Genomic DNA, 26636 nt, shown 5'->3' on the forward strand with positions numbered 1-26636 from the left:
ACCCCCACACCCCCCTCCGTCCGGCCCGTCACAGGTCGGATGATGACTTAATACCGGCTGAATATCGGCTGTATATCGGCTGAATACTGCTTGGAGTCCGGTCCTGCGGATCGGGCCGGGAAGCCCAGGACGCGTCGGGCCCGTACCATTGGACTAGCCGTGGCGTGTCCGCCCGGCGGGCGTACGAGGACTCGAGACCGACTGAGACGCCTGATCCCACGATCCGAGAGAAGCGCAAGCCACCCATGCCCACGCGCCACGACATCCGTAACGTAGCCATCGTCGCCCACGTCGACCACGGCAAGACCACGCTGGTCGACGCCATGCTCAAGCAGGCGGGCGCCTTCGCGGCCCACGCCGCGGAGAACCTCGACGAACGCATGATGGACTCGAACGACCTGGAGCGTGAGAAGGGCATCACGATCCTGGCCAAGAACACGGCCGTGAAGTACCACCCGAAAGATGGCGGCGACGTCATCACCATCAACATCATCGACACCCCCGGCCACGCCGACTTCGGTGGTGAGGTCGAGCGAGGCCTGTCGATGGTGGACGCGGTCGTCCTGCTCGTGGACGCGTCCGAGGGGCCGCTCCCGCAGACCCGCTTCGTGCTCCGCAAGGCCCTGACGGCCCGGCTGCCGGTCATCCTGTGCATCAACAAGACGGACCGCCCGGACTCCCGGATCGCCGAGGTCATCGACGAGACGTACGACCTCTTCCTGGACCTGGACGCCGACGAGGACCAGATCGAGTTCCCGATCGTCTACGCCTGCGCCCGTGACGGCGTCGCCTCGCTGACCAAGCCCGAGGACGGCACGGTTCCGCCGGACAGCGACAGCCTGGAGCCGTTCTTCAGCACGATCCTCTCCGCGGTCCCGGCCCCGGAGTACGACGCCGACGCGCCCCTCCAGGCCCACGTCACCAACCTGGACGCCGACAACTTCCTCGGCCGTATCGCGCTGTGCCGCGTCGAGCAGGGCGAGCTCCGCAAGGGCCAGACGGTCACGTGGATCAAGCGCGACGGCACGATGTCCAACGTGCGCATCACCGAGCTGCTGATGACCGAGGCGCTCACCCGCAAGCCCGCCGAGGTGGCCGGCCCGGGCGACATCTGCGCCATCGCCGGTATCCCGGACATCATGATCGGCGAGACCCTGGCCGACCTCGAGAACCCGATCGCGCTGCCGCTGATCACGGTCGACGAGCCGGCGATCTCGATGACGATCGGCGCGAACACCTCGCCGCTCGTCGGCAAGGGCGGCAAGGGCCACAAGGTCACCGCCCGGCAGATCAAGGACCGTCTGGACCGCGAGCTGGTCGGTAACGTCTCGCTCCGCGTCCTGGAGACCGAGCGCCCCGACGCCTGGGAGGTCCAGGGCCGCGGTGAGCTCGCGCTGGCGATCCTCATCGAGACGATGCGCCGCGAGGGCTTCGAGCTCACCGTCGGCAAGCCGCAGGTGGTCACCAAGCAGGTCGACGGCAAGACGCACGAGCCGATCGAGCGCATGACCATCGACTCGCCCGAGGAGCACCTCGGCGCCATCACGCAGCTCATGGCGACCCGTAAGGGCCGCATGGAGACGATGACGAACCACGGTTCGGGCTGGGTCCGCATGGAGTGGATCGTCCCCTCCCGCGGCCTCATCGGCTTCCGTACGGAGTTCCTGACCCAGACCCGCGGTACGGGTATCGCGCACTCCCTCTTCGAGGGCCACGAGCCGTGGTTCGGCGAGCTGCGCACCCGTCACAACGGCTCGCTCGTGGCGGACCGTGCGGGCGTCGTGACGCCGTTCGCGATGGTCAACCTCCAGGAGCGCGGTGTCATCTTCACGGAGGCGACCACCGAGGTCTACGAGGGCATGATCATCGGTGAGAACTCGCGCTCCGACGACATGGACGTGAACATCACCAAGGAGAAGAAGCTCACCAACATGCGTGCGGCTTCCGCTGACACCACCGAGAACGTGGTGCCGGCGCGCAAGCTCTCCCTGGAGCAGTCCCTCGAGTTCTGCCGCGACGACGAGTGCATCGAGGTGACCCCGGAGACGGTCCGTATCCGCAAGGTCGTCCTGGACCAGAAGCAGCGTGGCCGTACGGCCTCGCGTGCGAAGAACGGCTGACCGGTTGATCCGGAGCGTCCGCTCCGGTCTGTGAACCGCCTGCACTAGCCATTGACATGAGGCCCGGACCCCCGCAGAGACTGTGGGGGTCCGGGCCTTTCGTCAATCGGTTTTTCTGACCGAGGTGTCCGGATATCGGGGGTCGCTCTCCGGAACATGTGTTAACGGTCCGTTTCGCGGGTGTCTGTCTGGGATCCCTTTGTCCGGATTTCGGTCAACCATGGCTTCCTGATGTTGTCAAACCGAGACCCTTTAAGTGTGGTTTACAGCTCGGTGTTCCTTAATAGTTGGCTCCATTGAGCTCGGGTCAATGGGTCGACGCACTGTGGGGAGTGCGGACTCACGAGCACACTCGGGGCACTGAAACGATCGCCGTCAGGGGTGTCGGTGGATCTCTCCAGTGCCCTTCTTGTAGTCAAAAGTGGACTCATGAGGAGGAAACCCATGCGCGGTGCCAAGAGCGCCAAGTGGGTCGCGGGAGCGGCAATCATCGCCCTGGCCGCGACCGCCTGTGGCGGCGGCGACAGTGACGACAGCAAGGACTCGGCTTCGACGGAGAAGGGCAAGCCTGCGGGCTACGTGTCCATCGACGTCGGCGAGCCGCAGAAGCCGCTGATCCCGGCCGACACGAACGAGTCGCTCGGCAGCTACGTCATCCAGTCGCTGTTCACGCAGCTGCTGGACTTCGACGCCGACGGCAACATCGTCTACACGAACGCCGAGTCCGTTAAGACGACCGACTCGAAGACGTGGACGGTCAAGCTCAAGGCCGGCTGGAAGTTCCACGACGGCACCCCCGTCACCGCCGACTCGTACGTCAAGGCGTGGAACTGGTACGCCAACATCAAGAACAACCAGCAGAACGCCTTCTGGTTCGAGGACATCAAGGGTTACGCGGACGTCCACCCCGAGAAGGGTGACCCCAAGTCCGACGTGATGTCCGGTCTGAAGGCGGTCGACGACACGACCTTCACGATCGAGCTCAACACCGCCGTGCCGTACTACGAGTACAAGCTCGGGTACACCACCTTCGCCCCCCTGCCGGAGGTGTTCTACAAGGACACCAAGGCGTTCGGTCAGGCGCCGGTCGGCAACGGTCCCTACATCTTCGAGAAGTGGGACCACAAGAAGCTCATCCGCGTCAAGGCCAACCCTGACTACCAGGGCCCGAACAAGGCCAAGAACAAGGGTGTCCTCTTCAAGAACTACGCCACCGTCGAGGCCGCGTACCAGGACCTCCTCTCCGGCAACCTGGACATGATCCGCCAGGTCGGCCCGAAGGACCTGCCGAAGTACAAGCAGGACCTCGGTGACCGCGCGATCGACCAGGCGTACGCGGCGATCCAGTCGCTGGTCCCGACCTTCTACTCGAAGACCTTCAAGGACATCGACCCGAAGGTCCTGCAGGGTCTGTCGATGGCGATCGACCGCGACACGATCACCAAGACCGTGCTCAACGGCACCCGCAAGCCCGCCACCAGCTTCACGCCCCCGGGCGTGGCCGGTAACCAGGACCTGGGCACCGACGTGTTCAAGTTCGACGCGGCCAAGGCGAAGCAGCTCGTCACCGAGGGCGGCGGCGTTCCGGACAACAAGATCTGGATCCAGTACAACGCCGACGGTGGCCACAAGGAGTGGGTGACCGCGGTCTGCGAGTCCATCCGCAACTCCACCGGTGTGGACTGCATCCCGGACGCCAAGCCGGACTTCCAGACCGACCTGGAAGCGCGTGACAACGACCAGGTCAAGTCGATGTACCGCGGTGGCTGGGTGGCCGACTACCCGATGAACGTCAACTTCCTGCGGGAGCTGTACGGCACCACCGCTGAGGCGAACAACGGCCGGTTCTCCGACAAGGAGGTCGACGCGGCCTTCAAGAAGGGCGACAACGCCAAGACCCTGGACGAGTCGATCAAGGCTTACCAGGAGGCCGAGAAGCTCGTCCTGACGAAGATGCCGGCGATCCCGCTCTGGGAGTACAAGACCAACGGCGGCTACTCGAAGTCGGTCGACAACGTGACGGTCGACTTCCACGGTGACTACAACATCACCGAAGTCACCGTCACCAAGTAACACGCCTGAGGGCCCCCACCAGGCCATCAGCCGCCCACACAGGCAGTAGGTCCCGGGGGCCGCTCTCCGAATCCGGAGAGCGGCCCTTGGGCTGCATTATCCCTAAATCGGAGGCAAACATGGGGCGTTATGTCGCGCGGCGACTGCTCCAGATGATCCCGGTCTTCCTCGGGTCAACGTTGCTGGTCTTCTCCATGATGTACGCGCTGCCCGGCGATCCCGTGCGCGCGCTCGCAGGTGAGCAGACCGTCGACCCGACGCAGATCGCGAACATGAAGAAGGAGCTGGGTCTCGACCTACCGCTCTGGCACCAGTACTGGAACTACCTCGTGAACCTGTTCCAGGGTGATTTCGGCACACAGATCGCCAGTGGGCGACCCGTCGCCGACATCATTTCGGAAGCGTTCCCGATCACCATCCGGCTGGCCCTGTTTGCCTTCATCTTCACGGTCGTCGTCGGTATCTCCATGGGCATCTTCGCGGGACTGAAGGCTGACACCCTTCGCGACCGCGGTCTGCTCGTCCTGACGCTCCTGCTCATCTCGGTCCCCTCGTTCGTGCTGGGCTTCCTCGGCCAGTACTTCTTCGCCTTCCAGCTCGGCTGGGTCGAACCCAACGTGAGCCTCGAGGCGAATGCGAGTGAACTGATCCTGCCCGCGGTGGTTCTCGGGTCACTGTCGCTCGCCTACGTGGCGCGACTGACCCGCACCTCGGTCGCGGAGAACCTGCGCTCCGACTACATGCGCACCGCCGTGGCCAAGGGGCTGCCGCGCCGTCGCATCATCGGCGTCCACCTGATGCGCAACTCGCTGATCCCCGTGATCACCTTCCTCGGCACCGACCTCGGTGCCCTGCTGGGTGGAGCCGTCGTCACCGAGGGCATCTTCAACATCAAGGGTGTCGGCTACAACGTCTTCGACGCGCTCCGGCACCGCGAAGGCGCCACCGTCGTCGGCATCGTGACGCTGATCGTCATCGTCTATCTCGTTGCCAGCCTGGTCGTCGACCTGCTCTACGCGGTCCTGGACCCGAGGATCCGTTATGCCTGAGACGCTCAAGGAAACCACCGCGGACAAGCCCGAGGCCGTGGCCGCGCCCGCTGCCGTCGCTCCCGTGGGCAAGCCCCGCAGCCTGTGGTCGGACGCCTGGCACGACCTGCGGCGCAGCCCGCTGTTCGTCGTCTCGGCCGTCCTGATCGTCTTCCTGCTGACGATGGCTGTCTTCCCGGGCCTGTTCACCGGTGCGGACCCGCGCTACGCCGACCTGGCCCACCACTACCTGCAGAAGCCCAAGTGGGGGAACCTCTTCCAGGAGGACTGGTTCGGGTACGACATCCAGGGACGCTCGATCTATGCGCGTGTCGTCTACGGCGCCCGCGCCTCGATCATGGTCGCCGTCGTCGTCACCGCCCTCGTCACCGTCCTGGGCACCGTGGTCGGCATGCTCGCCGGCTACTTCGGCGGCTGGATCGACACGATCCTCTCCCGGGTCACCGACATCTTCTTCGGCGTGCCCTTCATCCTCGGCGCGATGGTCGTCCTGACCTCGTTCGAGGAGCGTCACATCTGGGTCGTCATCCTGGCCCTGGCCTTCCTCGGCTGGACCTCGATCGCCCGTGTCGCACGCGGTTCCGTCCTGACGATCAAGCAGGCCGACTACGTGATGGCGGCCAAGGCGCTCGGCGCCTCGACCACCCGCATCCTGCTCCGTCACATCCTGCCCAACGCGATCGCCCCGGTGATCGTCGTCGCGACCATCGCGCTCGGTGGCTACATCTCGGCCGAGGCCACGCTGTCCTTCCTGGGCATCGGCCTCGCCGAACCGACCGTGTCGTGGGGTGTGGACATCTCCTCCGGCCAGGAGCAGCTGCGTAACGCCGCGTTCGTGCTGATCATCCCGTCGGTCATGGTGTCGATCACCGTTCTGGCGTTCATCATGCTCGGCGATGCGGTACGCAACGCCCTCGACCCCAAGCTGCGCTGAGGGAGGCGTACATGACCATCATCGACAAGACAGCGGATGTTCCTGCTCCGCGTGGTTCCAACGACGAGAGCGGCCCGCTGCTCGAAGTCCGCGATCTGCACGTGGAATTCCATACCCGTGACGGTGTGGCCAAGGCCGTCAACGGCGTCAACTACAGCGTCAGCGCGGGCGAGACCCTCGCCGTGCTCGGCGAGTCCGGCTCCGGCAAGTCCGTGACCGCTCAGGCGATCATGGGCATCCTGGACATGCCCCCCGGCCGCATTCCGAAGGGCGAGATCCTCTTCCGCGGCCAGGACATGCTCAAGATGTCCAACGAGGAGCGCCGGCAGATCCGCGGCCAGAAGATCGCCATGATCTTCCAGGACGCACTGTCCTCGCTGAACCCGGTGCTCTCGGTGGGCTACCAGCTCGGCGAGATGTTCCGCGTGCACCAGGGGCTCTCCAAGAAGGACGCCAAGGCCAAGGCCATCGCGCTGATGGACCGGGTGCGCATCCCGGCGGCCAAGGAGCGGGTCAACGACTACCCGCACCAGTTCTCCGGCGGTATGCGCCAGCGCATCATGATCGCGATGGCGCTGGCCCTGGAGCCCGACCTGATCATCGCGGACGAGCCCACCACGGCGCTCGACGTGACCGTCCAGGCACAGGTCATGGACCTGCTCGCAGAGCTCCAGCGCGACTTCAACATGGGCCTGATCCTGATCACGCACGACCTCGGTGTCGTCGCGGACGTGGCCGACAAGATCGCCGTGATGTACGCGGGCCGGATCGTCGAGACCGCCCCGGTCCACGAGATCTACAAGCGCCCGGCGCACCCGTACACCAAGGGTCTGCTGGAGTCGATCCCGCGCCTGGACCAGAAGGGCCAGGAGCTCTACGCGATCAAGGGCCTGCCGCCCAACCTGCTGCACGTGCCGTCCGGCTGCGCCTTCAACCCGCGCTGCACGATGGCGCAGGACATCTGCCGTACGGAGATCCCGGCACTGCGCCCGGTCACCGAGCAGGACGGTACCGAGCTGGTCGGCCGCGGCAGCGCCTGCCACTTCTGGAAGGAGACGATCCATGGCTGACCTCGAGAAGGAGTCCGTGGACGCCACCCCGAACGTCACCGAAGTGGCGACGGTCAACGCGGCCAGCGAGTCGGAGGCCGTAGCGGCGATCAACGCGCCGGTCTCGCAGGGGGAGCCCATCCTCCAGGTGCGCAACCTGGTCAAGCACTTCCCGCTGACCCAGGGCATCCTGTTCAAGAAGCAGGTCGGCGCGGTCAAGGCCGTGGACGGGATCTCCTTCGATCTCTACCAGGGCGAGACGCTCGGCATCGTGGGCGAGTCCGGCTGTGGCAAGTCCACGGTCGCCAAGCTCCTGATGACGCTGGAGCGGGCCACCGCCGGTGAGGTCTTCTACAAGGGCCAGGACATCACCAAGCTGTCCGGCCGTGCGCTGAAGGCCGTGCGCCGCAACATCCAGATGGTGTTCCAGGACCCGTACACCTCGCTGAACCCGCGCATGACGGTCGGCGACATCATCGGGGAGCCCTTCGACATCCACCCCGAGGTGGCCCCGAAGGGCGACCGGCGCCGCAAGGTGCAGGAGCTCCTGGACGTCGTCGGACTGAACCCGGAGTACATCAACCGGTATCCGCACCAGTTCTCCGGCGGTCAGCGCCAGCGCATCGGCATCGCCCGCGGCCTCGCGCTCAACCCGGAGATCATCATCTGCGACGAGCCGGTCTCCGCGCTCGACGTGTCGGTGCAGGCCCAGGTCATCAACCTGATGGAGAAGCTCCAGGACGAGTTCAACCTCTCCTACCTCTTCATCGCGCACGACCTGTCGATCGTCCGGCACATCTCGGACCGGGTCGGCGTCATGTACCTCGGCAAGATGGCCGAGATCGGTACGGACACGCAGATCTACGACCACCCGACGCACCCCTACACCCAGGCGCTGCTGTCGGCGGTCCCGGTCCCGGACCCGAGTGCCCGTGACGGACGCGAGCGGATCATCCTCACCGGTGACGTCCCCTCGCCGGCCAACCCGCCGTCGGGCTGCCGCTTCCGTACGCGGTGCTGGAAGGCCCAGGACAAGTGCGCCACCGAGGTGCCGCTCCTGGCGATCCCCGAGCGCTTCAAGGCCTCGGACACTCCGGCCGCGCACGAGTCGGCGTGCCACTTCGCCGAGGAGAAGGACGTCGTGCACGCGGCGTAGCTCGTCGGTCAGCTGAACCGAAGACGCCCGGCCCCCTGGGGGCCGGGCGTCTTCGTGCGTTCGGGCCGGTCCCCGTACGGCGGACATGAACATGCGACGCAGTGTCATATGAGGTGATATGAGGCATTGAGCTACTCACGGGAACCCTAGGAGGCACTCCATGCGCGGAGCCACACACGCCAGGTGGGCCGCATGCGCGGTCGCCGTCGCCCTGGCGGCGACCGCCTGCGGCGGCGGGGACGACAGCGGCGGCGGTGGCGGCGCGGACGGGATCGTGAGCTCCTCCTGGGGCGACCCGCAGAACCCGTTGGAACCCGCCAACACCAACGAGGTGCAGGGCGGCAAGGTCCTCTCCATGCTCTTCCGCGGGCTCGTGCGGTACGACCCCGAGACCGGCAAGGCCGAGAACGAGATCGCCGAGAAGATCGAGTCCACCGACTCGCAGAACTTCACGATCACCATCAAGGACAACTGGACCTTCAGCAACGGCGAGAAGGTCACCGCACAGTCGTTCGTGGATGCCTGGAACTACGGCGCGGCGCTGCAGAACAACCAGAAGAACTCGTACTTCTTCGCCTACATCGACGGCTACGACAAGGCCCATCCCGAGACGGGCAAGGCCACCACCGACACCCTCTCCGGCCTCAAGGTGGTCAACGCGACGACCTTCACGGTCAAGCTGTCCCAGAAGTTCTCGCTCTGGCCCGACACCCTCGGCTACGCGGCCTTCGTACCGCTGCCCAAGACCTTCTACTCGGACCACGACGCCTGGCTGTCCAAGCCGGTCGGCAACGGCCCTTACACCGTCGACTCGTACGCCAAGGGCTCCTCGATGAACCTGCGCCGGTGGGACGACTACCCCGGCACGGACAAGGCGCAGAACGGCGGGATCGACCTCAAGGTCTACACCGACAACAACACCGCCTACACCGACCTGACGGCCGGCAACCTCGACCTGGTCGACGACGTGCCCGCCTCGCAGCTCAAGAACGTCGAGGCGGACCTCGGGGACCGGTACATCAACACCCCCGCCGGCATCATCCAGACGCTCGCCTTCCCGTTCTACGTGGACGCGTGGAACACGCCGGATGCGGTCAAGGTCCGGCAGGGCCTGTCGATGGCCATCAACCGTCAGCAGATCACCGACCAGATCTTCCAGAAGACCCGCACCCCCGCCTCCGACTGGACCTCCCCGGTCCTCGGTGAGGAGGGCGGCTTCAAGGAAGGCCTGTGCGGCGACCCGTGCGAGTACAACAAGGCCGAGGCCAAGAAGCTGATCGAGGAGGGCGGCGGCATCCCCGGCGGCCAGCTCAAGATCTCGTACAACGCGGACACGGGCTCCCACAAGGAGTGGGTCGACGCGGTCTGCAACAGCATCAACAACGCCATGGGCAACAACAAGGCCTGTGTCGGCAGCCCGGTCGGCACGTTCGCCGACTTCCGCAGCCAGGTGTCCACACAGAAACTGACCGGTGCCTGGCGCGCGGGCTGGCAGATGGACTACCCGCTCATCCAGAACTTCCTCCAGCCGCTCTACTACACCAACGCCCCGTCCAACGACGGCAAGTGGAGCAACGAGGAGTTCGACGGCCTGGTCGACAAGGCGAACGCCGAGGAGGACAAGGCCACGGCCGTCAGCACCTTCCAGGACGCGGAGAAGATCCTCGCCGAACAGATGCCCGTCATCCCGCTCTGGTACCAGAACGGCAGCGCCGGCTACTCCGACCGGGTCGAGAACGTCGCCCTGAACGTCTTCAGCGTCCCGGTGTACGACCAGATCAAGGTCAAGTGACCCGAGCCGGGCGGCCGGTGCGGACCAGCGCACCGGCCGCCCGGCTCCCCGGTCCCTCCGCTGTTCGCCCCGACCCCCGGAGCCCTTCATGGGACGTTATGTGATCCGGCGGCTGCTGCAGATGATCCCCGTCTTCTTCGGCACCACGCTGTTGATCTTCCTCATGGTGAACGTGATGGGCGACCCCATCGCGGGCCTCTGCGGCGACCGCCAGTGCGACCCCGCGACCGCCGCCCAGCTGCGCACCGAATTCGGCCTCGACAAGCCGGTCTGGCAGCAATACCTGACCTACATGGGCCACATCTTCACCGGGGACTTCGGCACCGCGTTCAACGGGCAGGAAGTCACGGAGCTGATGGCGACCGCCTTCCCCATCACCATCCGCCTCACCGTCGTCGCGATCGTCTTCGAGATCGTCATCGGCATCAGCCTCGGCGTCGTCACCGGACTGCACCGCGGGCGGCCCGTCGACACCGGGGTGCTGATCCTGACCCTCGTCGTCATCGCCGTACCCACCTTCGTCACCGGTCTGCTGCTCCAGCTCCTGCTCGGTGTGGAGTGGGGCATCATCAAGCCGTCCGTCTCCCCCGAGGCACCGCTCGACGAACTCATCGTCCCCGGCCTCGTCCTGGCCTCCGTCTCCCTGGCCTACGTCACCCGCCTCACCCGGACCTCGATCGCCGAGAACGCCCGCGCCGACTACGTCCGTACCGCCGTGGCCAAGGGGCTTCCCCGGCGCCGGGTCGTCGTCAGGCACCTGCTGCGCAACTCCCTCATCCCCGTCGTCACCTTCATCGGTACGGACGTGGGCGCCCTGATGGGCGGGGCCATCGTCACCGAGCGCATCTTCAACATCCACGGGGTCGGCTACCAGCTCTACCAGGGCATCCTGCGCCAGAACACGCAGACCGTCGTCGGATTCGTCACCGTGCTGGTCCTCGTCTTCCTCGCGGCGAACCTGATCGTCGACCTCCTGTACGCCGTACTCGACCCGAGGATCCGCTATGCCTGAGCCGCAGCAGCCGTTCGACGAAGCGATCTCGGGGGCCGGCGCCGGCGGTGCGATGGACCTGGCGGTGGACGAGGGCACCACCCTGGAGAAGACGCCCGGCGGCCCGCAGGGGACCGGTCCCTCCGGCAAGCCGCGCAGCCTGTGGTCCGACGCCTGGCGGGACCTGCGCCGCAACCCGGTCTTCATCATCTCGGCGCTGATCATCCTCTTCCTGGTGATCATCTCGATCTGGCCGCAGCTGATCACCGACCAGGACCCGCTCGACTGCGACCTGAGCAAGGCCCAGGAAGGCTCCCAGCCCGGTCACCCCTTCGGCTTCGACGGACAGGGCTGCGACGTCTACACCCGTACCGTCTACGGGGCGCGGACCTCGGTCACCGTCGGCGTCTGCTCCACGATCGGCGTCTCCCTGCTCGGCGGAGTGCTGGGCGGCCTCGCCGGCTTCTACGGAGGCAAGGGCGACGCCGTCCTCTCCCGCATCACGGACGTCTTCTTCGGCATCCCGGTCGTCCTCGGCGGCCTGGTCTTCCTCTCCGTGGTCACCAGCTCCACCGTCTGGCCCGTGATCGGCTTCATCGTGCTGCTGGGCTGGCCCCAGATCGCCCGCATCGCACGAGGCTCCGTCATCACGGCCAAACAGAACGACTACGTCCAGGCGGCGCGGGCCCTGGGCGCCTCCAACTCGCGGATGATGCTGCGGCACATCACCCCCAACGCCATCGCCCCGGTCATCGTCGTCGCGACGATCGCACTGGGTACCTACATCTCGCTGGAGGCGACCCTCTCGTACCTGGGTGTGGGCCTGAAACCGCCGGCCGTCTCCTGGGGCATCGACATCTCCGCCGCCTCCCAGTACATCCGCAACGCGCCGCACATGCTGCTCTGGCCCGCCGGCGCGCTGGCGATCACGGTGCTCGCCTTCATCATGCTCGGCGACGCGGTGCGCGACGCCCTCGACCCCAAGCTGCGCTGAGGAGCCCGCTGCCATGTTGCTCGAAGTGCGCGATCTGCACGTGGAGTTCCACACCCGCGAGGGGGTGGCCAAGGCCGTCAACGGGGTCAACTACTCGGTGGCCGAGGGCGAGACGCTCGCCGTCCTCGGTGAGTCCGGCTCGGGCAAGTCGGTCACCGCCCAGGCGATCATGGGCATCCTCGACACGCCGCCCGGGAAGATCAGCGGGGGCGAGATCCTCTTCAAGGACCGCGACCTGCTGAAGCTCAAGGGCGAGGAACGGCGCAAGGTCCGCGGCCAGGAGATGGCCATGATCTTCCAGGACGCGCTGTCCTCGCTGAACCCGGTACTGAGCGTGGGGCAGCAGCTGAGCGAGATGTTCGTCGTGCACCGCGGGATGTCCCGCAAGGACGCGAAGGCCAAGTCCATCGAGCTGATGGACCGGGTTCGAATCCCCGCAGCCAAGGAGCGGGTCGGGAACTTCCCGCACCAGTTCTCCGGCGGCATGCGCCAGCGCATCATGATCGCCATGGCGATGGCACTGGAACCCTCGCTGATCATCGCCGACGAGCCGACCACCGCCCTCGACGTGACGGTCCAGGCCCAGGTGATGGAGCTGCTCGCCGAACTGCAGCGCGAGCTGAACATGGGGCTGATCCTCATCACCCACGACCTCGGTGTGGTGGCCGACGTCGCCGACAAGATCGCCGTGATGTACGCGGGCCGGATCGTCGAGACCTCGCCCGTCCACGAGATCTACAAAGCACCCGCCCACCCGTACACCAAGGGCCTCCTCCGGTCGATCCCGCGCCTGGACCAGAAGGGCCAGGACCTGTACGCGATCAAGGGGCTGCCGCCCAACCTGCTGCACATCCCGCCCGGCTGCGCCTTCCATCCCCGCTGCCCGATGGCCCAGGCCGTGTGCCGTACGGACGTGCCGCCGCTGTACACCGTGGACGAGAGCCGCCGGAGCGCCTGCCACTTCTGGAAGGAGACGCTCGATGCACGCTGAGGACCCGAGCCGTAGAGGCGTCACCGCCGGGGGCTCCACCCTGGTCTCCGAGGCGCGCGAGAGCGGCCCCGCGCGGCCGTACGCGGAGGGCGACCCGATCCTGGAGGTGCGCGGCCTCGTCAAGCACTACCCGCTCACCCGCGGCATCCTCTTCAAGAAGCAGATCGGGGCGGTCAAGGCCGTCGACGGGGTCGACTTCGATCTGGCGGCGGGCGAGACGCTCGGCATCGTGGGCGAGTCCGGCTGCGGCAAGTCGACCGTCGCCAAGATGCTGGTGCACCTGGAACCGCCCACCGGGGGTGCCATCCGGTACAAGGGCGAGGACGTCACCAAGCTGTCCGGCCGTGCGCTGAAGGCCGTGCGCCGCAACATCCAGATGGTGTTCCAGGACCCGTACACCTCGCTGAACCCGCGCATGACGGTCGGCGACATCATCGGGGAGCCCTACGAGATCCACCCCGAGGTGGCACCCAAGGGGAGCCGGCGCCAGAAGGTGCAGGACCTGCTCGACGTCGTCGGTCTGAACCCGGAGTACATCAACCGGTATCCGCACCAGTTCTCCGGCGGTCAGCGCCAGCGCATCGGCATCGCCCGCGGCCTCGCGCTCAACCCGGAGATCATCGTCGCCGACGAACCGGTGTCCGCGCTCGACGTGTCGGTGCAGGCCCAGGTGGTCAACCTGCTCGACCGGCTGCAGGCGGAGTTCAGCCTGAGCTTCCTGTTCATCGCGCACGACCTGTCGATCGTCCGGCACATCTCGGACCGGGTCGGCGTCATGTACCTCGGCCGGATCGTCGAGATCGGCACGGACGAGGAGATCTACGACCACCCCACGCACCCGTACACGCAGGCGCTGCTGTCCGCCGTCCCCGTGCCGGACCCGACGGCCCGCGAGTACCGCGAGCGGATCATCCTGCACGGCGACGTCCCGTCCCCGGCGAACATCCCGTCCGGCTGCCGCTTCCGCACGCGCTGCTGGAAGGCGCAGGAGCGGTGCGAGCTGGAGGTGCCGCTGCTGGCGATCCCCGCGGTCTTCCGCGAGTCGGACACGCCTGCCAGGCACGACTCGGCCTGTCACTTCGCCGAGGAGAAGCAGGTGGTACCGCCGGAGGGGATCCTGGAGATCCCCGAACCGGAGGACGCGCCGCCGTCCCCGCACGAGGACGCGCCGCCGCCCCGGCACGAGGACGCGCCGCCGTCCCCGCACGAGGGCGACTCGGGAGAAAAGAAATGATAAAAGGGCATCACATTCGTTAACACGCAGGCAACTTGACTGTCGCCGCACCGATATACGAACGCACCACCATGAAGAACGTACGGCCGTGCGGGTGCCGTGAACCGGCCGGGGTGCTCATCACGTCGCCCCGGCCGGTTTCCCGTTCTCCGACTTCCCCAGAGGTCCCCTTGTTCAACGGCGGACCGCGGTGGAGTATCGCTGGAGTGATACTCACCCGGGGAGCCAGAATCACCGGTGCGGTGCTGTGCGCCGTACTGGGCGTCATGGTCGCGAGCTGGATCGTGCGGGACGTACGGGCGGCCGGCGACCCGCTGGACCTGCTCCGCTACTGGGCCGGTTACGCCGACGCGCGGCCGGAATCCCTGCCCGCGACGGCGCAGTCCGACATCGTGCTCCTGGCCGTGTACATCCTCGCCACGAGCGCCGCCCTGCGTTCCTCGGTGGCCGCTTCGACGCTCGTCGCCACCGGCGTGGTCACGCTCGCCCTGCGCCTGCCCGGCGTCTGGACCACCGGCGCCTCCTGGATGGACGGGCGCTACAGCGACGAGTTGCGTACCCGCGCCCTCCTCGGCACCTTCGTCGCGCTGGCCGCCGGGCTCGCGCTCGTCGTCACCGGTGCGGCGGGCCGCAGGGCGTCCTCCGACTTCTACGAACCGGGGCCCACCCGGCCGGGCCAGGGAGCCGCGGTCGTCTCCTTCCTGGTGCTCGGCGCCTCCGGAGCCGTACTGATCGCCTGGGAGATCCGCCAGTTCGTCACGCTGCCGTCCGCCGTCTATCCCGACTGGTTCATCGGCGGGGACGCCGTCCGGGTCGAACTGACCAGTGCGCCGCCCGGCTGGAGCAGCGTGGCGCTCGCGGTGCTCTGCCTGGTCGTCGCGTTCACCGCGCTCTTCCACGCCGTCCACGCCCGGCCGCTCGGCATGATCGCCGCCGCGTTCCTGCTGCTCTCCGGAGGTCTCGGGATCGCCCGGGCCGTCCACCACGAGATGCTCGACCGCTTCGGGGACCTGGGGACCGAGTACCAGCTCATCGTGCTGACCTCGTTCTTCCTCGCCTTCGCCGGGGCGGCCGGACTGATCGCGCTGTCCCGCAGAGGCTTCGAGGACGCGGACGGCGACAGCAGGGGGTACGACAGCTACGGGGCGGGCGGCTACGGCCCGCCGCCCGGCGGCGGCTACGGCTACCCGCAGGGACCCGGCCCGGGCCCCGCTCCGGGATACGGCTACCCGCAGGCGCAGGCGCAGCCGCCCGGACAGGGACCCGGCTACGGGCCGCCGCCGGGCGGCGGATTCGGCCCTCCGCCGCCCTCGTCCCCGCCGCCCGCCTGGTGACGCCTACGACAGCCCCAGCGACCGCCTGAGGAAGTCCACCTGGAGCAGGAGCAGATTCTCCGCCACCTGCTCCTGGGGCGTCATGTGCGTCACCCCGCTCAGCGGCAGCACCTCGTGCGGCCGCCCCGCAGACAGCAGCGCCGACGACAGGCGCAGCGCGTGGGCGACGACCACGTTGTCGTCGGCCAGGCCGTGGACGATCATCATCGGCCGTACCTCGTCGGCGGGCCGGGAGAGCCCCTCGTCCGTCACCAGGGAGTTGTACGCGTACACCTCGGGCTGCGCCGCGGGGTCGCCGAGATAGCGCTCCGTGTAGTGGGTGTCGTACAGCCGCCAGTCCGTCACCGGGGCGCCCACGACGGCGGCGTGGAAGACGTCGGGGCGCCGCAGCACCGCGAGCGCCGACAGGTAGCCGCCGTAGGACCAGCCGCGCATCGCCACCTTCGACAGGTCCAGCGGGAACCGTCCGGCCAGTGAGTGCAGGGCCTCGATCTGGTCGTCCAGGGTGAGGGCGAAGTCGTCCCTGACCGCCTTCTCCCAGCCGGGCGAACGCCCCGGGGCGCCGCGGCCGTCCGCGACGATCACGGCGAACCCCTGGTCGGCGAACCACTGGGACGTGAGATGCGCGTTGTGCGCGGCGACGACCCGGCGGCCGTGCGGACCGCCGTACGGGTCCATCAGGACCGGAAGGGGGCCGTCGGACTCCTCGTACCCGGAGGGGAGCAGCACGGCGCACGGAATCCTCTGTGCGCCCCCCTCAGTCAGCTGCACCCGGGCCGTCAGGACAGGCTCCTGGGCGTGGCTGGCGACGGTGGCGGTCCGCCTGCCGTACCGCAGCACCCGTACCGCCGTTCCCGGGTGCTCCAGGGACGTCGAGAGCAGCACCGTCACTCCGCCCGAACGCACCGCGGAGTGCACCCCCACGCCCTCGGAGACGCGCTCGACGCCCAGCTCGTTCACCCGGTACACATGGCTCTGCCCGGTCTCCGGATCCGCCGCCTTCTCACCCGCTGTCGCCGACACCAGGATGTCCGACTCCCCGATGTCCAGCACCGACTGGATGTGCAGCTGAGCCCCGGTCAGCGGCCGGTCACCGACCGACAGCACCCGCGCACCGCCCTCGTCCGCGATCCGCACGAGCCGCCCGTCCGGCGCCCACGCGGGCACACCGCCGAAAAGATCAAGCCAGACCGCGTCCTCGTCGACATGCACCGTACGGGTCGTGCCGCTCTCCGTGTCGACGGCCAGATGCAGCTGACTGCGCTGGTCACGGGCCTGCACCAGGAGCAGGGGGGCGCCGTTCGACGACCAGTGCACCCGGGCCAGGTAAGGGAAGCGGGTCCGGTCCCAGACAATCTCGGTACGCGCCCCGTCCAGGTCCATCACGAAGAGCCGCACCTCGGCATTGGCCGTCCCCGCGGCCGGATAGCCGACCTCGGCGGGCTTGCTGCCCGGGTGTGCGGGGTCGGCGATCCACCACCGCTGTACGGCGCTGTCGTCGACCCGGGCGACCAGCAGGCGGTCCGACTCGGGCGACCACCAGAAGCCCCGGTAGCGGCTCATCTCCTCGGCCGCCACGAACTCGGCGAGGCCGTACGAGGTGTGGGCGTCCTCCGGCTCGGCGACGGGGCGGTCCCCGTCGCCCGCCGCCCCCACGACCCGCAGTGCGCCGCGGGTGACATAGGCGATGTGCCTGCCGTCCGGGGAGGGGCGCGGGTCGATCACCGGGCCCGGAACCGGCAGCGCGCGCGCCGTGCCGGCCCGCAACTCGGCCACGTACACCTTGCCGGAGAGGGCGAACGCCGCCAACTCGGCCGCATCGTCCACCGCGTAGCCGACGATGCCCGCCGAGCCCTCCCGCGCCCGTTCCCGCCTGGCCCGCTCCTGCGGCGACAGCTTCTCCGTCGAACCCCCCAGCAGGACCTCGGGGTCGGCGGCGATCCGCTCCTCGCCGGTTCCCGGGTCCAGCACCCAGAGGCGGTTCGCCCGGTCCGTGCCGGACGCCGAGCGGAGGAAGACCACCCGCGTCCCATCCGGTGAGACGGTGAAGGCCCGGGGTGCGCCCAGAGTGAACCGCTGGGTCCGGGCGTGCTGGCGGGCGAAGGACAACTTCTGCGAGGTCATGGCTCCGAACCTAGCCCGGAGGGAGCCGCACGTGCGCCCCTCGTGCTGCTGTGCCCCGATCAATGCGTTGGCACGGATAGTTATGATCCGTAGCGCTCGGTGGGTATGAACCTGCTGGCTCCATGTGTGCTGCCCGTCCCGACCGTACTGATGGAGGTGAACCGCCGTGGCACTCTCGATTTCGGCGGTGGTGCTGCTGGCGATCGTCGTCTTCCTGCTGATCCGGAAATCCGGACTGAAGGGCGGACATGCGGTGGTCTGCGTGTTGCTCGGGTTCTATCTTGCGAGCTCGTCGATCGCGCCGACCATCTCGGAGGTGACGTCGAACGTGGCAGGCATGATCGGGGGCATCAAGTTCTGAGGTCCGGCGCGAGGGCGTGTGCGGGGCGGATGTGGGGGGCGCGGCCCGTCTGTCCGCCCGCCACTGCCGGTGGGGAGTCGGCCCGCACGGGGGAGTGCTCGTAGGGTGGACCCATGAAGGACCTTCCCGCCCGCCGTCTGCTCCTGGTGCACGCGCACCCCGACGACGAGTCGATCAACAACGGCGCCACCATGGCCAGGTACGCGGCCGAGGGCGCCCACGTCACCCTGGTGACGTGCACACTCGGCGAGGAGGGCGAGGTCATCCCGCCGGGCCTGGCGCACCTCGCCGCCGACCGTGACGACACCCTGGGCGCCCATCGCGTCGGTGAACTCGCCGCCGCGATGAAGGAGCTCGGGGTCACCGACCACCGCTTCCTGGGCGGGCCCGGCCGCTTCCGCGACTCCGGGATGATGGGCACCGAGCAGAACCACCGGCCCGGCGCCTTCTGGGACGCGGACCCGGACGGCGCGGCCGCGCACCTCGTCGAGGTGATCCGCTCCGTGCGCCCCCAGGTCCTGGTCACCTACGACCCCGACGGCGGCTACGGCCACCCCGACCACATCCAGGCACACCGCGTCGCGATGCGCGCGGCCGAGCTGGCGGCGGATCCCGGGTACGGCACCGGTGCCCCGCACGCGATCGCGAAGATCTACTGGAACCGGGTGCCGCGCCCCGTGGCGGAAGAGGCCTTCGCCCGGCTCCGGGAGGCCGCACCGGACGCCTTCCCGGGGATCGCCGCCGTCGACGACGTGCCCGGCGTGGTGGACGACACCGAGATCACCGCGGAGATCGACGGCTCCGCGTACGCCGCCGAGAAGACCGCGGCGATGAGGGCGCATGTCACCCAGATCGCCGTGGACGGACCGTTCTTCGCACTGTCGAACGACCTGGGTCAGCCCGTTTTCACCACCGAGTACTACCAGTTGGTGCGAGGAGCCCGCGGCAGGGACGATGATGCCCGGGAGCACGACCTCTTCGCAGGCGTGCCGGACGTGGCAGCAGCACCGGGAGCACAGGCATGAGCAGCAGGCAGAGACCGCGGGCCGCATCGGAGTCGCCGCGCACCAACGCGCCGCCCAGAGGCCCCGGGCCGACCGGTCTCGCCGCACCCCTCAACCCCGCACGGATCGCCCTGTATGTCGGTCTCGCGGTACTGGGCGCCGTCGTCGGCCTTGCCGGCGCACTCGTCCAAGCGGGCCTGTTCCCGGGAGGGTTGCTGCTCGCGCTCGCCGCGTCGGCCGGACTGTTCTACGGCGGCCGGGTGCTGGCCCGCAACCAGTTCGGGGCGCTGGCACCGGCCGTGGGCTGGTTCATCGCCGTCGTCGTCCTGCTCAGCGGCCGTCCCGAGGGCGACTACGTCTTCGGTGACGAGATCGGTCTGACGCTCTTCATGCTGGGCGGCATGGGTGTCGCTGTGATGTGTGCCACCATGTCGCGGTTGTCTTATCCGGCCACCAACACCGGCCGACCGGGCACGTGATGTGCCACATCCGCTCCCGGATTGCACCCCTCCACGGTGACGGGTGCATCCTTGTTTTCCCCGCGGGCGGAGAGTCTGCCGGCGGCGGCCAGTATGGTGGTGCGCGCGCCGAGCCGTCCCCTGGCCTGCGGCATGGGGGAAGTACGGGCGGCGGAGCCAATCGGGAGAACCTGCTTTGAGTCGTGAAACTGACAGTTCGTCCTCCGGGCCCCAGGGGCGCGGCGGAGCCGCGTACCCGTCGGGTACGCCGCCGTACGGATCACGCCAGTATCCGTCGCTGCACCCGTCTCAGGACGGGCCGGAGGAGACTCCGGAGCCTGTGGATCCGCCTCGGCCGGAGGAGCCCAGAACCGAGACGACGCTGACGACGCGCATCCGGATCAACATTCCGGGTTCGCGTCCGATCCCGCCTGTCGTCGTACGTACGCCGATGAGCGACGCCGGTACCTCCGGCGGCCGCCCCGACCCTGAGCGCACGGGCAGCACACCGAGGCCCGGCGCGCCCGCGCCGTCCTCCGGTGCCGCGGCGGGCGCCGGCGAGCGCGGTGGTTCCGGCCCGGACGCCCGGGACGGCCAGGCCGCCGAGGCATCCGCCGAGAAGCCGGCCAGGGAGAAGGGCGGCAGCGACTGGTTCGCGCCGCGCAAGAACCCGGCTCCGGCACCCGGTGCGGCGGCCCCCGGCCCCGCAGGCCCCCCTGCCGGTGGGTCCGCCACGGGCGGCGGACAGGGCGGCGGGCAGGGCCCGGCGCCGACACCGCCCCGCGCCGAACCGCCGTACTTCTCGGACGGTCCGCAGCCGGGCGCCCCGCGCCCCGGGCGCAGCGCCCTCGACGACATCGACGCGGACATTCCCGGCGGGCCGCGCTCCACACCGAATCTCGGGGTGCGCACACCGGGTCCGTCCGGTCCGACCAACGGTCCGGTCGCGGGCAGTTCGTCCCTGACGCCGAACCTCGACGGCATGCCCGGCATGGGCGGCCTGCCGGGCCCCGGCGGCCCGGCAGGCCCCAGGCCCGGCGGTCCGTCCCAGGGTGGCCCCGGCGGGCCTCTCGGTCCCGGCGGTCCGTCCCAGGGCGGCCCCGGCGGTCCCTTCGGCCCGGGTGGTCCGGGCGGACCCGGCGGCGTACCGCCGCGGATGTCCGACGACACGGCGATCCTGACCCCGCAGTCCGCGGCCCCGGGTCCCGGATCCCCCGGCCATGTCTCCGGTGACACCCTCACCAGCGGCATCCCCGTCGTCCCGTCGGACTCCCGTCCGCCGTTCCCCGGGGGCCCGGGTGCCCCCGGCGGCCCCCGCACGGACCTGGGGTCCGACGGCCCCATGGGCGGCGGACCGGCGGGTCCGGGCCACCAGGCGCCCGCTCCGGCACCCCGGCCCGTCCCGAAGGCCGCACCTCCCGCGAAGAAGGGCCGTTCCAAGCTGGTCCTCCTGGGTGCGGGCGTCTTCGTGCTGCTCGGCATCGCCTACGGCGCCGGACTGCTGATGAACCACTCCGAGGTCCCCAAGGGCACCACCGTCCTCGGCGTCGACATCGGCGGCGGCACGAAGGAGGAGGCGGTCACCAAGCTCGAGACCGCCCTCGGCAAGCGCGCCGAGGCACCCCTCCAGCTCTCCGTGGACGGCAAGAAGCAGGAGCTCGCCCCGGACAAGGCCGGTCTCACCCTGGACAGCCAGGAGACCGTCCGCGGCGCCGCGGGCAGCGACTACAACCCGGTCTCGGTGATCGGTTCCCTGTTCGGCGGGGCACGCCCGGCCGACCCGGTGATCCCGGTCGACGAGGAGAAGCTCGGGGTCGCGCTGACCGACCTGGCGGGAGTCTCCGGCTCCGCCAACGACGGCACGATCAGGTTCGAGCCGAACAAGGCCGTGGCCGTCCCCGGCAAGGCCGGCAAGGCTCTGGACGTCAACCGGTCGATGATCTCCGTTCGCGATGCCTATCGTGCGCAGGTCCAGACCGGCAGGCCCGCCGTCGTCGAACTGCCCGTCGCCACCACCCAGCCCACGATCACCAAGGCCGAACTGGACCGGGCCATGAAGGAGTTCGCCGAGCCGGCGATGTCCGGGCTGGTCACCATCAAGGCCGGTCCCAAGCAGATCGACTTCGGTCCCGCGAGGTCCCTGCCGCAGATCCTGTCCATGAAGCCGGTCGACGGCAAACTGGTCGCGGTCTACGACAGGGAAGCGATCAACACCCTGCTCGACGGTGTCTTCGACGGCATCATGGTCACCAAGGGCGACGGGAAGCAGCACGAGGTCAGTGCCACCGACGTGGCCCAGGCCATGCAGACCGCGCTGCTCGGCAAGACCCCCGCCGAGCGCACCGTCGCGATCAACCTCGGCGGCGAGGGCTGACCGGACGCCACCCCCTGTGGCCGCCCCTGTCCGGACTCCGGGCAGGGGCGGTGCCGTGTTCCGGTCCGGCGGCTGTTGCCGCAGCGCTCACGGCCCGGCCAGGACGTGGGTCCGGGCGGCGGTGCCCGGGCGGAATCGCTGATCCTCGCCGCGCCCGGCGCCGCCGTCGGCTACTTTGCGAGCGGTGACGCGATTCGGCCGATCACCGCTGCCCACCCATGCGTACCGGAAGGACACCGTGCGGGCGTGAGTGACGACGACGAGACGTACGCGGTGACGGCGGGCCCGCCGCAGGGCAGGCACCAGTTCGTCATCAAGCTGCTGTGGATCGGTATCTGGCTCGCGTTCATGAACGCACCGGTGAAGGACCTCCTCGGCGGGGGCCACACCGGGTGGGCACGCGCGTCGGGCGCCCTGGGCCTCGTGGTCTTCGTCGGGGTCTACCTCGTGCTGGTCTTCCGGCAGACGTCGAAGGCCATGGGACGGCAGCGCGTCCTGTTCACGATCACCTTCCTCGGCGCCCTCGCCGTACTCCTCGCGCTGACGTTCGGGGTCCCGTGGCTCGTGCTGTTCGTGTACGTCTGCGTCTCGGCGGGCGCCACGCTGCCGATCCGGTACTCGCGCCTGCTGATCCCTCTGGTCGTCGCCGTGATGGTGGGGACCGGGCTCACCCTGCACGATGCCCGTGAAACCGTCACCGCGCTCGTCTTCCCCGCGCTTCTCGGCGGATTCGCGATGACCGGCGTACGGCAGCTGATCCGTACGACCATCCAGCTGCGGGAGGCCCGCGCGACCGTCGCCCAGCTCGCCGCCAACGAGGAACGCCTGCGGCTCGCCCGCGATCTGCACGACCTGCTCGGGCACTCGCTCTCCCTGATCACGCTCAAGAGCGAGCTGGCGGGCCGGCTGCTGCCCGAGCACCCCGACCGTGCGGCCGAGCAGGTCGCCGACATCGAACAGGTCAGCAGGCAGGCCCTCGTGGACGTGCGCAGCGCGGTCACCGGCTACCGGCGGCCGACCCTGCCCGGCGAACTGGCCGGAGCCCGTACCGCACTTGCCGCAGCGGGCATCACCGCGGACATACGGGCCGATGCCCCCGAGGGCGTGCCCGAGGAGCCGGAGGAGGTGCTCGCCTGGGGCATGCGGGAAGCGGTGACCAACGTCGTGCGCCACAGCGGTGCCCGACGCTGCACGATCACCCTCACCCGGCGCCAGACCCTCGACGGGCCCCTGCTCGAACTCGTCGTCGCCGACGACGGGCGCGGCGCCCCGGGCCCGAAGGCGGGCAACGGGCTCACCGGCATCGCCGAGCGCCTGGCCGCGGTCGAGGGGACGCTCGTCACGGGACCGGCCGGCGGCGGACCCGCCCCGGGCAAGGGCTTCGCACTGACCCTGCGCGTTCCCGTCGGTTCAGGCCTAGGATCCACCGAATGAGCATGATCAGACTCCTCCTCGCCGAGGACCAGTCCATGGTGCGCGAGGCGCTTGCCGCACTGCTGGGCCTGGAGCCGGACATCGAGGTGGTCGCGCAGGTGGCCCGCGGCGACGAGGTGCTGGACGCGGCACGCGAGCACCGCGTCGACGTCGCCCTCCTCGACATCGAGATGCCCGGCCGTACAGGAATCGAGGCGGCCGCCGAGCTCCACCGCGAGCTGCCCGGCGTCAAGATCGTCGTCGTCACCACCTTCGGACGTCCCGGCTACCTGCGCCGGGCCATGGAGGCGGGCGCGGACGCGTTCCTCGTCAAGGACGCCCCGGCGTCCCAGCTCGCCGCCGCCGTACGCAAGGTGCTCGCGGGCGAGCGGGTCATCGATCCCGCTCTCGCGGCAGCCGCGCTCGCCGATGGCGCGAGCCCGCTGACCGACCGCGAGCGCGATGTGCTGAGGGTGGCGGCGGACGGCTCCACCAACGCGGAGATCTCGGACGCGCTGCACCTCTCGCACGGGACCGTACGCAACTATCTGTCCACGGCGATCCAGAAGATGGCGGCCCGCAACCGCGCGGAGGCCGTCCGGATCGCCCGCGAGAAGGGCTGGCTCTAGGACCGGGCCGGCCGGAGGAAGGGAACCATGTCCACCAGGTGGAATCTGACGATCGACTGCGCGCGTCCCGCGGAACTGGCGCGGTTCTGGGCGCTGGCGCTCGGCTACGTGGAGAAGCCCCCGCCCGCCGGGTTCGCGAGCTGGGAGGAATGGTTCGCCCACCACGACATCCCGCAGGACGAATGGGACGACGGTGCCTATCTGGCCGACCCGGACGGTGTGGGCCCCGCCCTGTCGTTCCAGAAGGTCCCGGAGCCCAAGGCAGGCAAGAACCGGATGCACGTGGACGTACAGGCCGGCGGTGGCCGCGAGACCCCCTGGGAGGTGCGGTGGCCGCGGGTGGTCGAGGCCGTGGAGCGGTTGACGGCCGCCGGTGCGACGGTGGTCGCGGAGTACGACATGCAGGGCAGGCCCGACCACGTGATGTTGGCGGACCCGGAGGGCAACGAGTTCTGCCTGGTCTGACTCCCGGGCAGAAGGATCGGGGCCCGGCCGCAGCAGCGGCCGGGCCCCGTCCCTTGCGTTCGCGGCTACGGGAAGGAGACCACCTGTGACGGGACGGTGGTGTCACCGGAGGTGGGGGATCCGGTGTCGTTGATGACGTGTTCGTACTGTCCCTTGCCGCCCAGGGACACCACGAGCAGGTCGTGGAACTTCACACCGGGCTTCACCGGTGCCTGGAACCCGTGGTGCTGCTGGATGGTCGGGTCGACGTTGTAGTAGCAGTAACTGCCCATGCCCCAGCCCTCATGGGTGGTGACCGAGTCGTCGACCTTGTAGGCGGCGTACCCCTTGATGTCGCCGTTCTGGATGGCGGCCTGGTCGGGGGCGTCGTACGCCTTCTCGTTCTGGAAGAAGATCGTCCTGCCGTTCTCGCCGGACCACCGCACGTCGTACTTGTTGAAGTGCTCGACGAACAGGCCGGTGGCCAGCACGTCGTCGCCCTTCACATGGACGCCGTAGTCCGCCCGGTTGGTCTCCCAGCCGACACCCTCGCCGTGGTCGGCGCGCCACACCCAGGTGTGGTCGATGATCGTGTCGTCGCTGTTGACGACGATGCTGGTGGTCGCCTTGCCGGGGCCGGCGCCACCGATGCGCACGAACACGTCCTGGAGCGACGTCGGGTTGGCCGAGTGGTCGGCGGAGGCGCCGTCGGGGCCGACCTCGACGAGCGTCTCGGAGTTGACCGGACCCGCGTCGATCAGCAGGCCGGCCAGCTTCACACCGTCGACGTCACCGACCTTGATCGCGGTCACCCCGTTGTCCGGGATGATCGTGGCGAGCCCCAGGCCCAGGGCCACGGTGTCCGCCCGGTTGATGTTGATCGTCCGGTCGACGTGGTAGACACCTGGCGTGAACAGCAGGTGCAGCCCCTGCTCCACGGCCGCGTTGATGGTCTCGGCGGTCGCGCCGGGCTTGACGACGTAGAACTCGCTCAGCGGAATCGACTCGCCCTGCGGGGTGCCGTTGCCCCAGCTGGTGCCGCGCGCGTCGGTGCGCTTGGCGGGGACGAAGACCTTGTAGTCGGCGCCGTCGAGGTACAGGAACGGCTTCTCGCGGGAGACCGGGGTGTTGTTCAGGGTCGTGTACGGGGGTTCGGGGAAGCTCTGCGCGGGTGCGCCCTCGACTCCGGAGAACGTCATGTTCCAGACGCCGTTGCCCCAGCTGCCGATGGAGCTGTCGCGGGTGTACCACTGCTGCTGCGAGTAGGGGCCGACCTGGCCGTCGATCTTGCTGTCGGCGATGTAGCCGCCGCTGGCCCAGCCGTATCCGTCGGGCGCGAGGTTGAGTCCGCCCTTGACGTGCATGCGGCGGAAGGGGGCGGCCTGGGAGACGGCCCAGCGGTTGGTGCCACTGACCGGGTTGAGAGCGAGGTTCTCCGCCGAACGCCAGAAGTTCTGGGTGGCGTTGCCGTTGAACCAGCCCGCGTCCACGGTCACGTCACCGTTGAAGGTGGTGTCGTCGGGGTTGAGGCCGAGGCCGGCGATCGAGGTGTAGAAGCCGATCTGGGCGTTGATGTTGTCGTAAGTGCCCGGCTTGAACATCAGCGCATAGCGGTCGGTGCCGAACTGGGCCGACTCCTGCTTCTTGAAGATCTCGTCGACCTTGCCCTGGATGTCGGGTGTCGACGGGTCGAAGACCAGGACGTTGGGCCCGAGGTCACCGCCGCCGGGCACCTCCTGGATGCCCTCGCCGAAGGCCGTCTGGGTGGCGGGGACCGCCATGAGGAGCGACACGGCGAGCGCCGCGAAGCCGAGGGCCCGGAAGCGGCGGCGCCTGTGGGGGGCGGTCCGGCCGGTGGGGCTCGTGGGGGGAACGTGCATGAAGTACATCTCCTGAGTCGTGGTACGGGTGCACGACGTACGTCCGAGAGAAGCGAGAGAGCGCTCTCTCGTGTCGGCGATGTAACCGCCATTGGTCGGGACGCGTCAAGAGGTGTGCGTCAGAAGCCCCAGCTGTTTGCTGATGACGCCACAATTAACTGACGTGGAAGGGCAATTGACCCGCTATGGGATCAGTTCGCGGCGTCGGTGACTTCACAGGATGACGACGCAG

General features: G+C 68.8%; 21 protein-coding genes. 19 read left to right on the forward strand and 2 right to left on the reverse strand.

The window, feature by feature from the left end; translation table 11 throughout:
• Window positions 1–245: 245 nt before the first annotated feature.
• From typA to ACFW9O_RS24180, 12 genes are all read left to right on the forward strand, one after another.
• Entirely contained in the window at window positions 246–2120 is a 1875-nt protein-coding gene (gene typA / locus ACFW9O_RS24125; protein WP_384612048.1) for a translational GTPase TypA, read from the forward strand.
• Window positions 2121–2564: 444 nt separating this feature from the next.
• Window positions 2565–4193, forward strand: a complete 1629-nt coding sequence (locus ACFW9O_RS24130; protein ID WP_384612050.1) for an ABC transporter substrate-binding protein — start codon at window positions 2565–2567, stop codon at window positions 4191–4193.
• Window positions 4194–4312: 119 nt separating this feature from the next.
• Complete coding sequence (locus tag ACFW9O_RS24135; RefSeq protein WP_351176212.1) at window positions 4313–5242, forward strand: ABC transporter permease; 930 nt, start codon at window positions 4313–4315, stop codon at window positions 5240–5242.
• The gene (locus tag ACFW9O_RS24140; protein WP_384612053.1) at window positions 5235–6176 is read left to right on the forward strand and encodes an ABC transporter permease; all 942 of its coding nucleotides are present in this window, start codon (window positions 5235–5237) and stop codon (window positions 6174–6176) included. Before ACFW9O_RS24135 ends, ACFW9O_RS24140 begins: the two co-directional genes overlap by 8 nt.
• Window positions 6177–6187: 11 nt before the next feature.
• Window positions 6188–7246 carry an ABC transporter ATP-binding protein gene (locus ACFW9O_RS24145; RefSeq protein WP_383180353.1) on the forward strand — a complete coding sequence of 353 codons (1059 nt, stop codon included), beginning with the start codon at window positions 6188–6190 and terminating at the stop codon, window positions 7244–7246.
• Entirely contained in the window at window positions 7239–8381 is a 1143-nt protein-coding gene (locus ACFW9O_RS24150) for an ABC transporter ATP-binding protein (RefSeq protein ID WP_384612055.1), read from the forward strand. The genes ACFW9O_RS24145 and ACFW9O_RS24150 overlap by 8 nt, the downstream gene beginning before the upstream one ends.
• Before the next feature lie 160 nt (window positions 8382–8541).
• Window positions 8542–10173 (forward strand): ABC transporter substrate-binding protein, encoded by a 1632-nt coding sequence (locus ACFW9O_RS24155; RefSeq protein WP_384612057.1) that lies wholly within the window; start codon window positions 8542–8544, stop codon window positions 10171–10173.
• A gap of 88 nt (window positions 10174–10261) precedes the next feature.
• Window positions 10262–11185 (forward strand): ABC transporter permease, encoded by a 924-nt coding sequence (locus ACFW9O_RS24160; protein WP_351181845.1) that lies wholly within the window; start codon window positions 10262–10264, stop codon window positions 11183–11185.
• The gene (locus tag ACFW9O_RS24165; RefSeq protein ID WP_351181848.1) at window positions 11178–12158 is read left to right on the forward strand and encodes an ABC transporter permease; all 981 of its coding nucleotides are present in this window, start codon (window positions 11178–11180) and stop codon (window positions 12156–12158) included. The genes ACFW9O_RS24160 and ACFW9O_RS24165 overlap by 8 nt, the downstream gene beginning before the upstream one ends.
• A gap of 13 nt (window positions 12159–12171) precedes the next feature.
• Complete coding sequence (locus tag ACFW9O_RS24170; protein WP_351181851.1) at window positions 12172–13149, forward strand: ABC transporter ATP-binding protein; 978 nt, start codon at window positions 12172–12174, stop codon at window positions 13147–13149.
• Window positions 13139–14383, forward strand: a complete 1245-nt coding sequence (locus ACFW9O_RS24175; RefSeq protein ID WP_384612060.1) for an ABC transporter ATP-binding protein — start codon at window positions 13139–13141, stop codon at window positions 14381–14383. Before ACFW9O_RS24170 ends, ACFW9O_RS24175 begins: the two co-directional genes overlap by 11 nt.
• Before the next feature lie 206 nt (window positions 14384–14589).
• Window positions 14590–15717: a hypothetical protein gene (locus ACFW9O_RS24180; RefSeq protein ID WP_384612062.1), complete on the forward strand. Its 1128-nt coding sequence runs from the start codon at window positions 14590–14592 to the stop codon at window positions 15715–15717.
• Between the two features lie 3 nt (window positions 15718–15720).
• On the opposite strand, the gene ACFW9O_RS24185 is transcribed toward ACFW9O_RS24180, so the two are convergent.
• Entirely contained in the window at window positions 15721–17841 is a 2121-nt protein-coding gene (locus tag ACFW9O_RS24185) for an alpha/beta fold hydrolase (protein ID WP_384612064.1), read from the reverse strand.
• A gap of 166 nt (window positions 17842–18007) precedes the next feature.
• Between ACFW9O_RS24185 and ACFW9O_RS24190 the strand changes: the two genes are divergently transcribed.
• The 7 genes from ACFW9O_RS24190 to ACFW9O_RS24220 all read left to right on the forward strand — a co-directional run bounded on the left by ACFW9O_RS24190 (window position 18008) and on the right by ACFW9O_RS24220 (window position 24545).
• A complete protein-coding gene (locus ACFW9O_RS24190) occupies window positions 18008–18202 on the forward strand; it encodes a hypothetical protein (RefSeq protein ID WP_329207729.1) in 195 nt (64 codons plus the stop codon).
• 113 nt (window positions 18203–18315) lie between these two features.
• Window positions 18316–19227 (forward strand): N-acetyl-1-D-myo-inositol-2-amino-2-deoxy-alpha-D-glucopyranoside deacetylase, encoded by a 912-nt coding sequence (gene mshB / locus ACFW9O_RS24195; RefSeq protein ID WP_384612066.1) that lies wholly within the window; start codon window positions 18316–18318, stop codon window positions 19225–19227.
• Window positions 19224–19685: a DUF6113 family protein gene (locus ACFW9O_RS24200; RefSeq protein ID WP_384612068.1), complete on the forward strand. Its 462-nt coding sequence runs from the start codon at window positions 19224–19226 to the stop codon at window positions 19683–19685. Before mshB ends, ACFW9O_RS24200 begins: the two co-directional genes overlap by 4 nt.
• 430 nt (window positions 19686–20115) lie before the next feature.
• Window positions 20116–22038, forward strand: coding sequence for a hypothetical protein (locus ACFW9O_RS24205; protein WP_384612070.1), 1923 nt, complete (start codon window positions 20116–20118; stop codon window positions 22036–22038).
• A 246-nt stretch (window positions 22039–22284) separates the two neighbouring features.
• Window positions 22285–23472, forward strand: a complete 1188-nt coding sequence (locus ACFW9O_RS24210) for a sensor histidine kinase (protein WP_384612072.1) — start codon at window positions 22285–22287, stop codon at window positions 23470–23472.
• Entirely contained in the window at window positions 23469–24080 is a 612-nt protein-coding gene (locus ACFW9O_RS24215; RefSeq protein WP_383187768.1) for a response regulator transcription factor, read from the forward strand. The genes ACFW9O_RS24210 and ACFW9O_RS24215 overlap by 4 nt, the downstream gene beginning before the upstream one ends.
• Before the next feature lie 27 nt (window positions 24081–24107).
• A complete protein-coding gene (locus tag ACFW9O_RS24220; RefSeq protein WP_384612074.1) occupies window positions 24108–24545 on the forward strand; it encodes a VOC family protein in 438 nt (145 codons plus the stop codon).
• Window positions 24546–24610: 65 nt separating this feature from the next.
• On the opposite strand, the gene ACFW9O_RS24225 is transcribed toward ACFW9O_RS24220, so the two are convergent.
• Window positions 24611–26404 carry a coagulation factor 5/8 type domain-containing protein gene (locus ACFW9O_RS24225; RefSeq protein WP_384612075.1) on the reverse strand — a complete coding sequence of 598 codons (1794 nt, stop codon included), beginning with the start codon at window positions 26402–26404 and terminating at the stop codon, window positions 24611–24613.
• Between the last annotated feature and the right edge of the window lie 232 nt (window positions 26405–26636).

Source organism: Streptomyces sp. NPDC059499 (genome assembly GCF_042749285.1).
Lineage (GTDB): Bacteria > Actinomycetota > Actinomycetes > Streptomycetales > Streptomycetaceae > Streptomyces.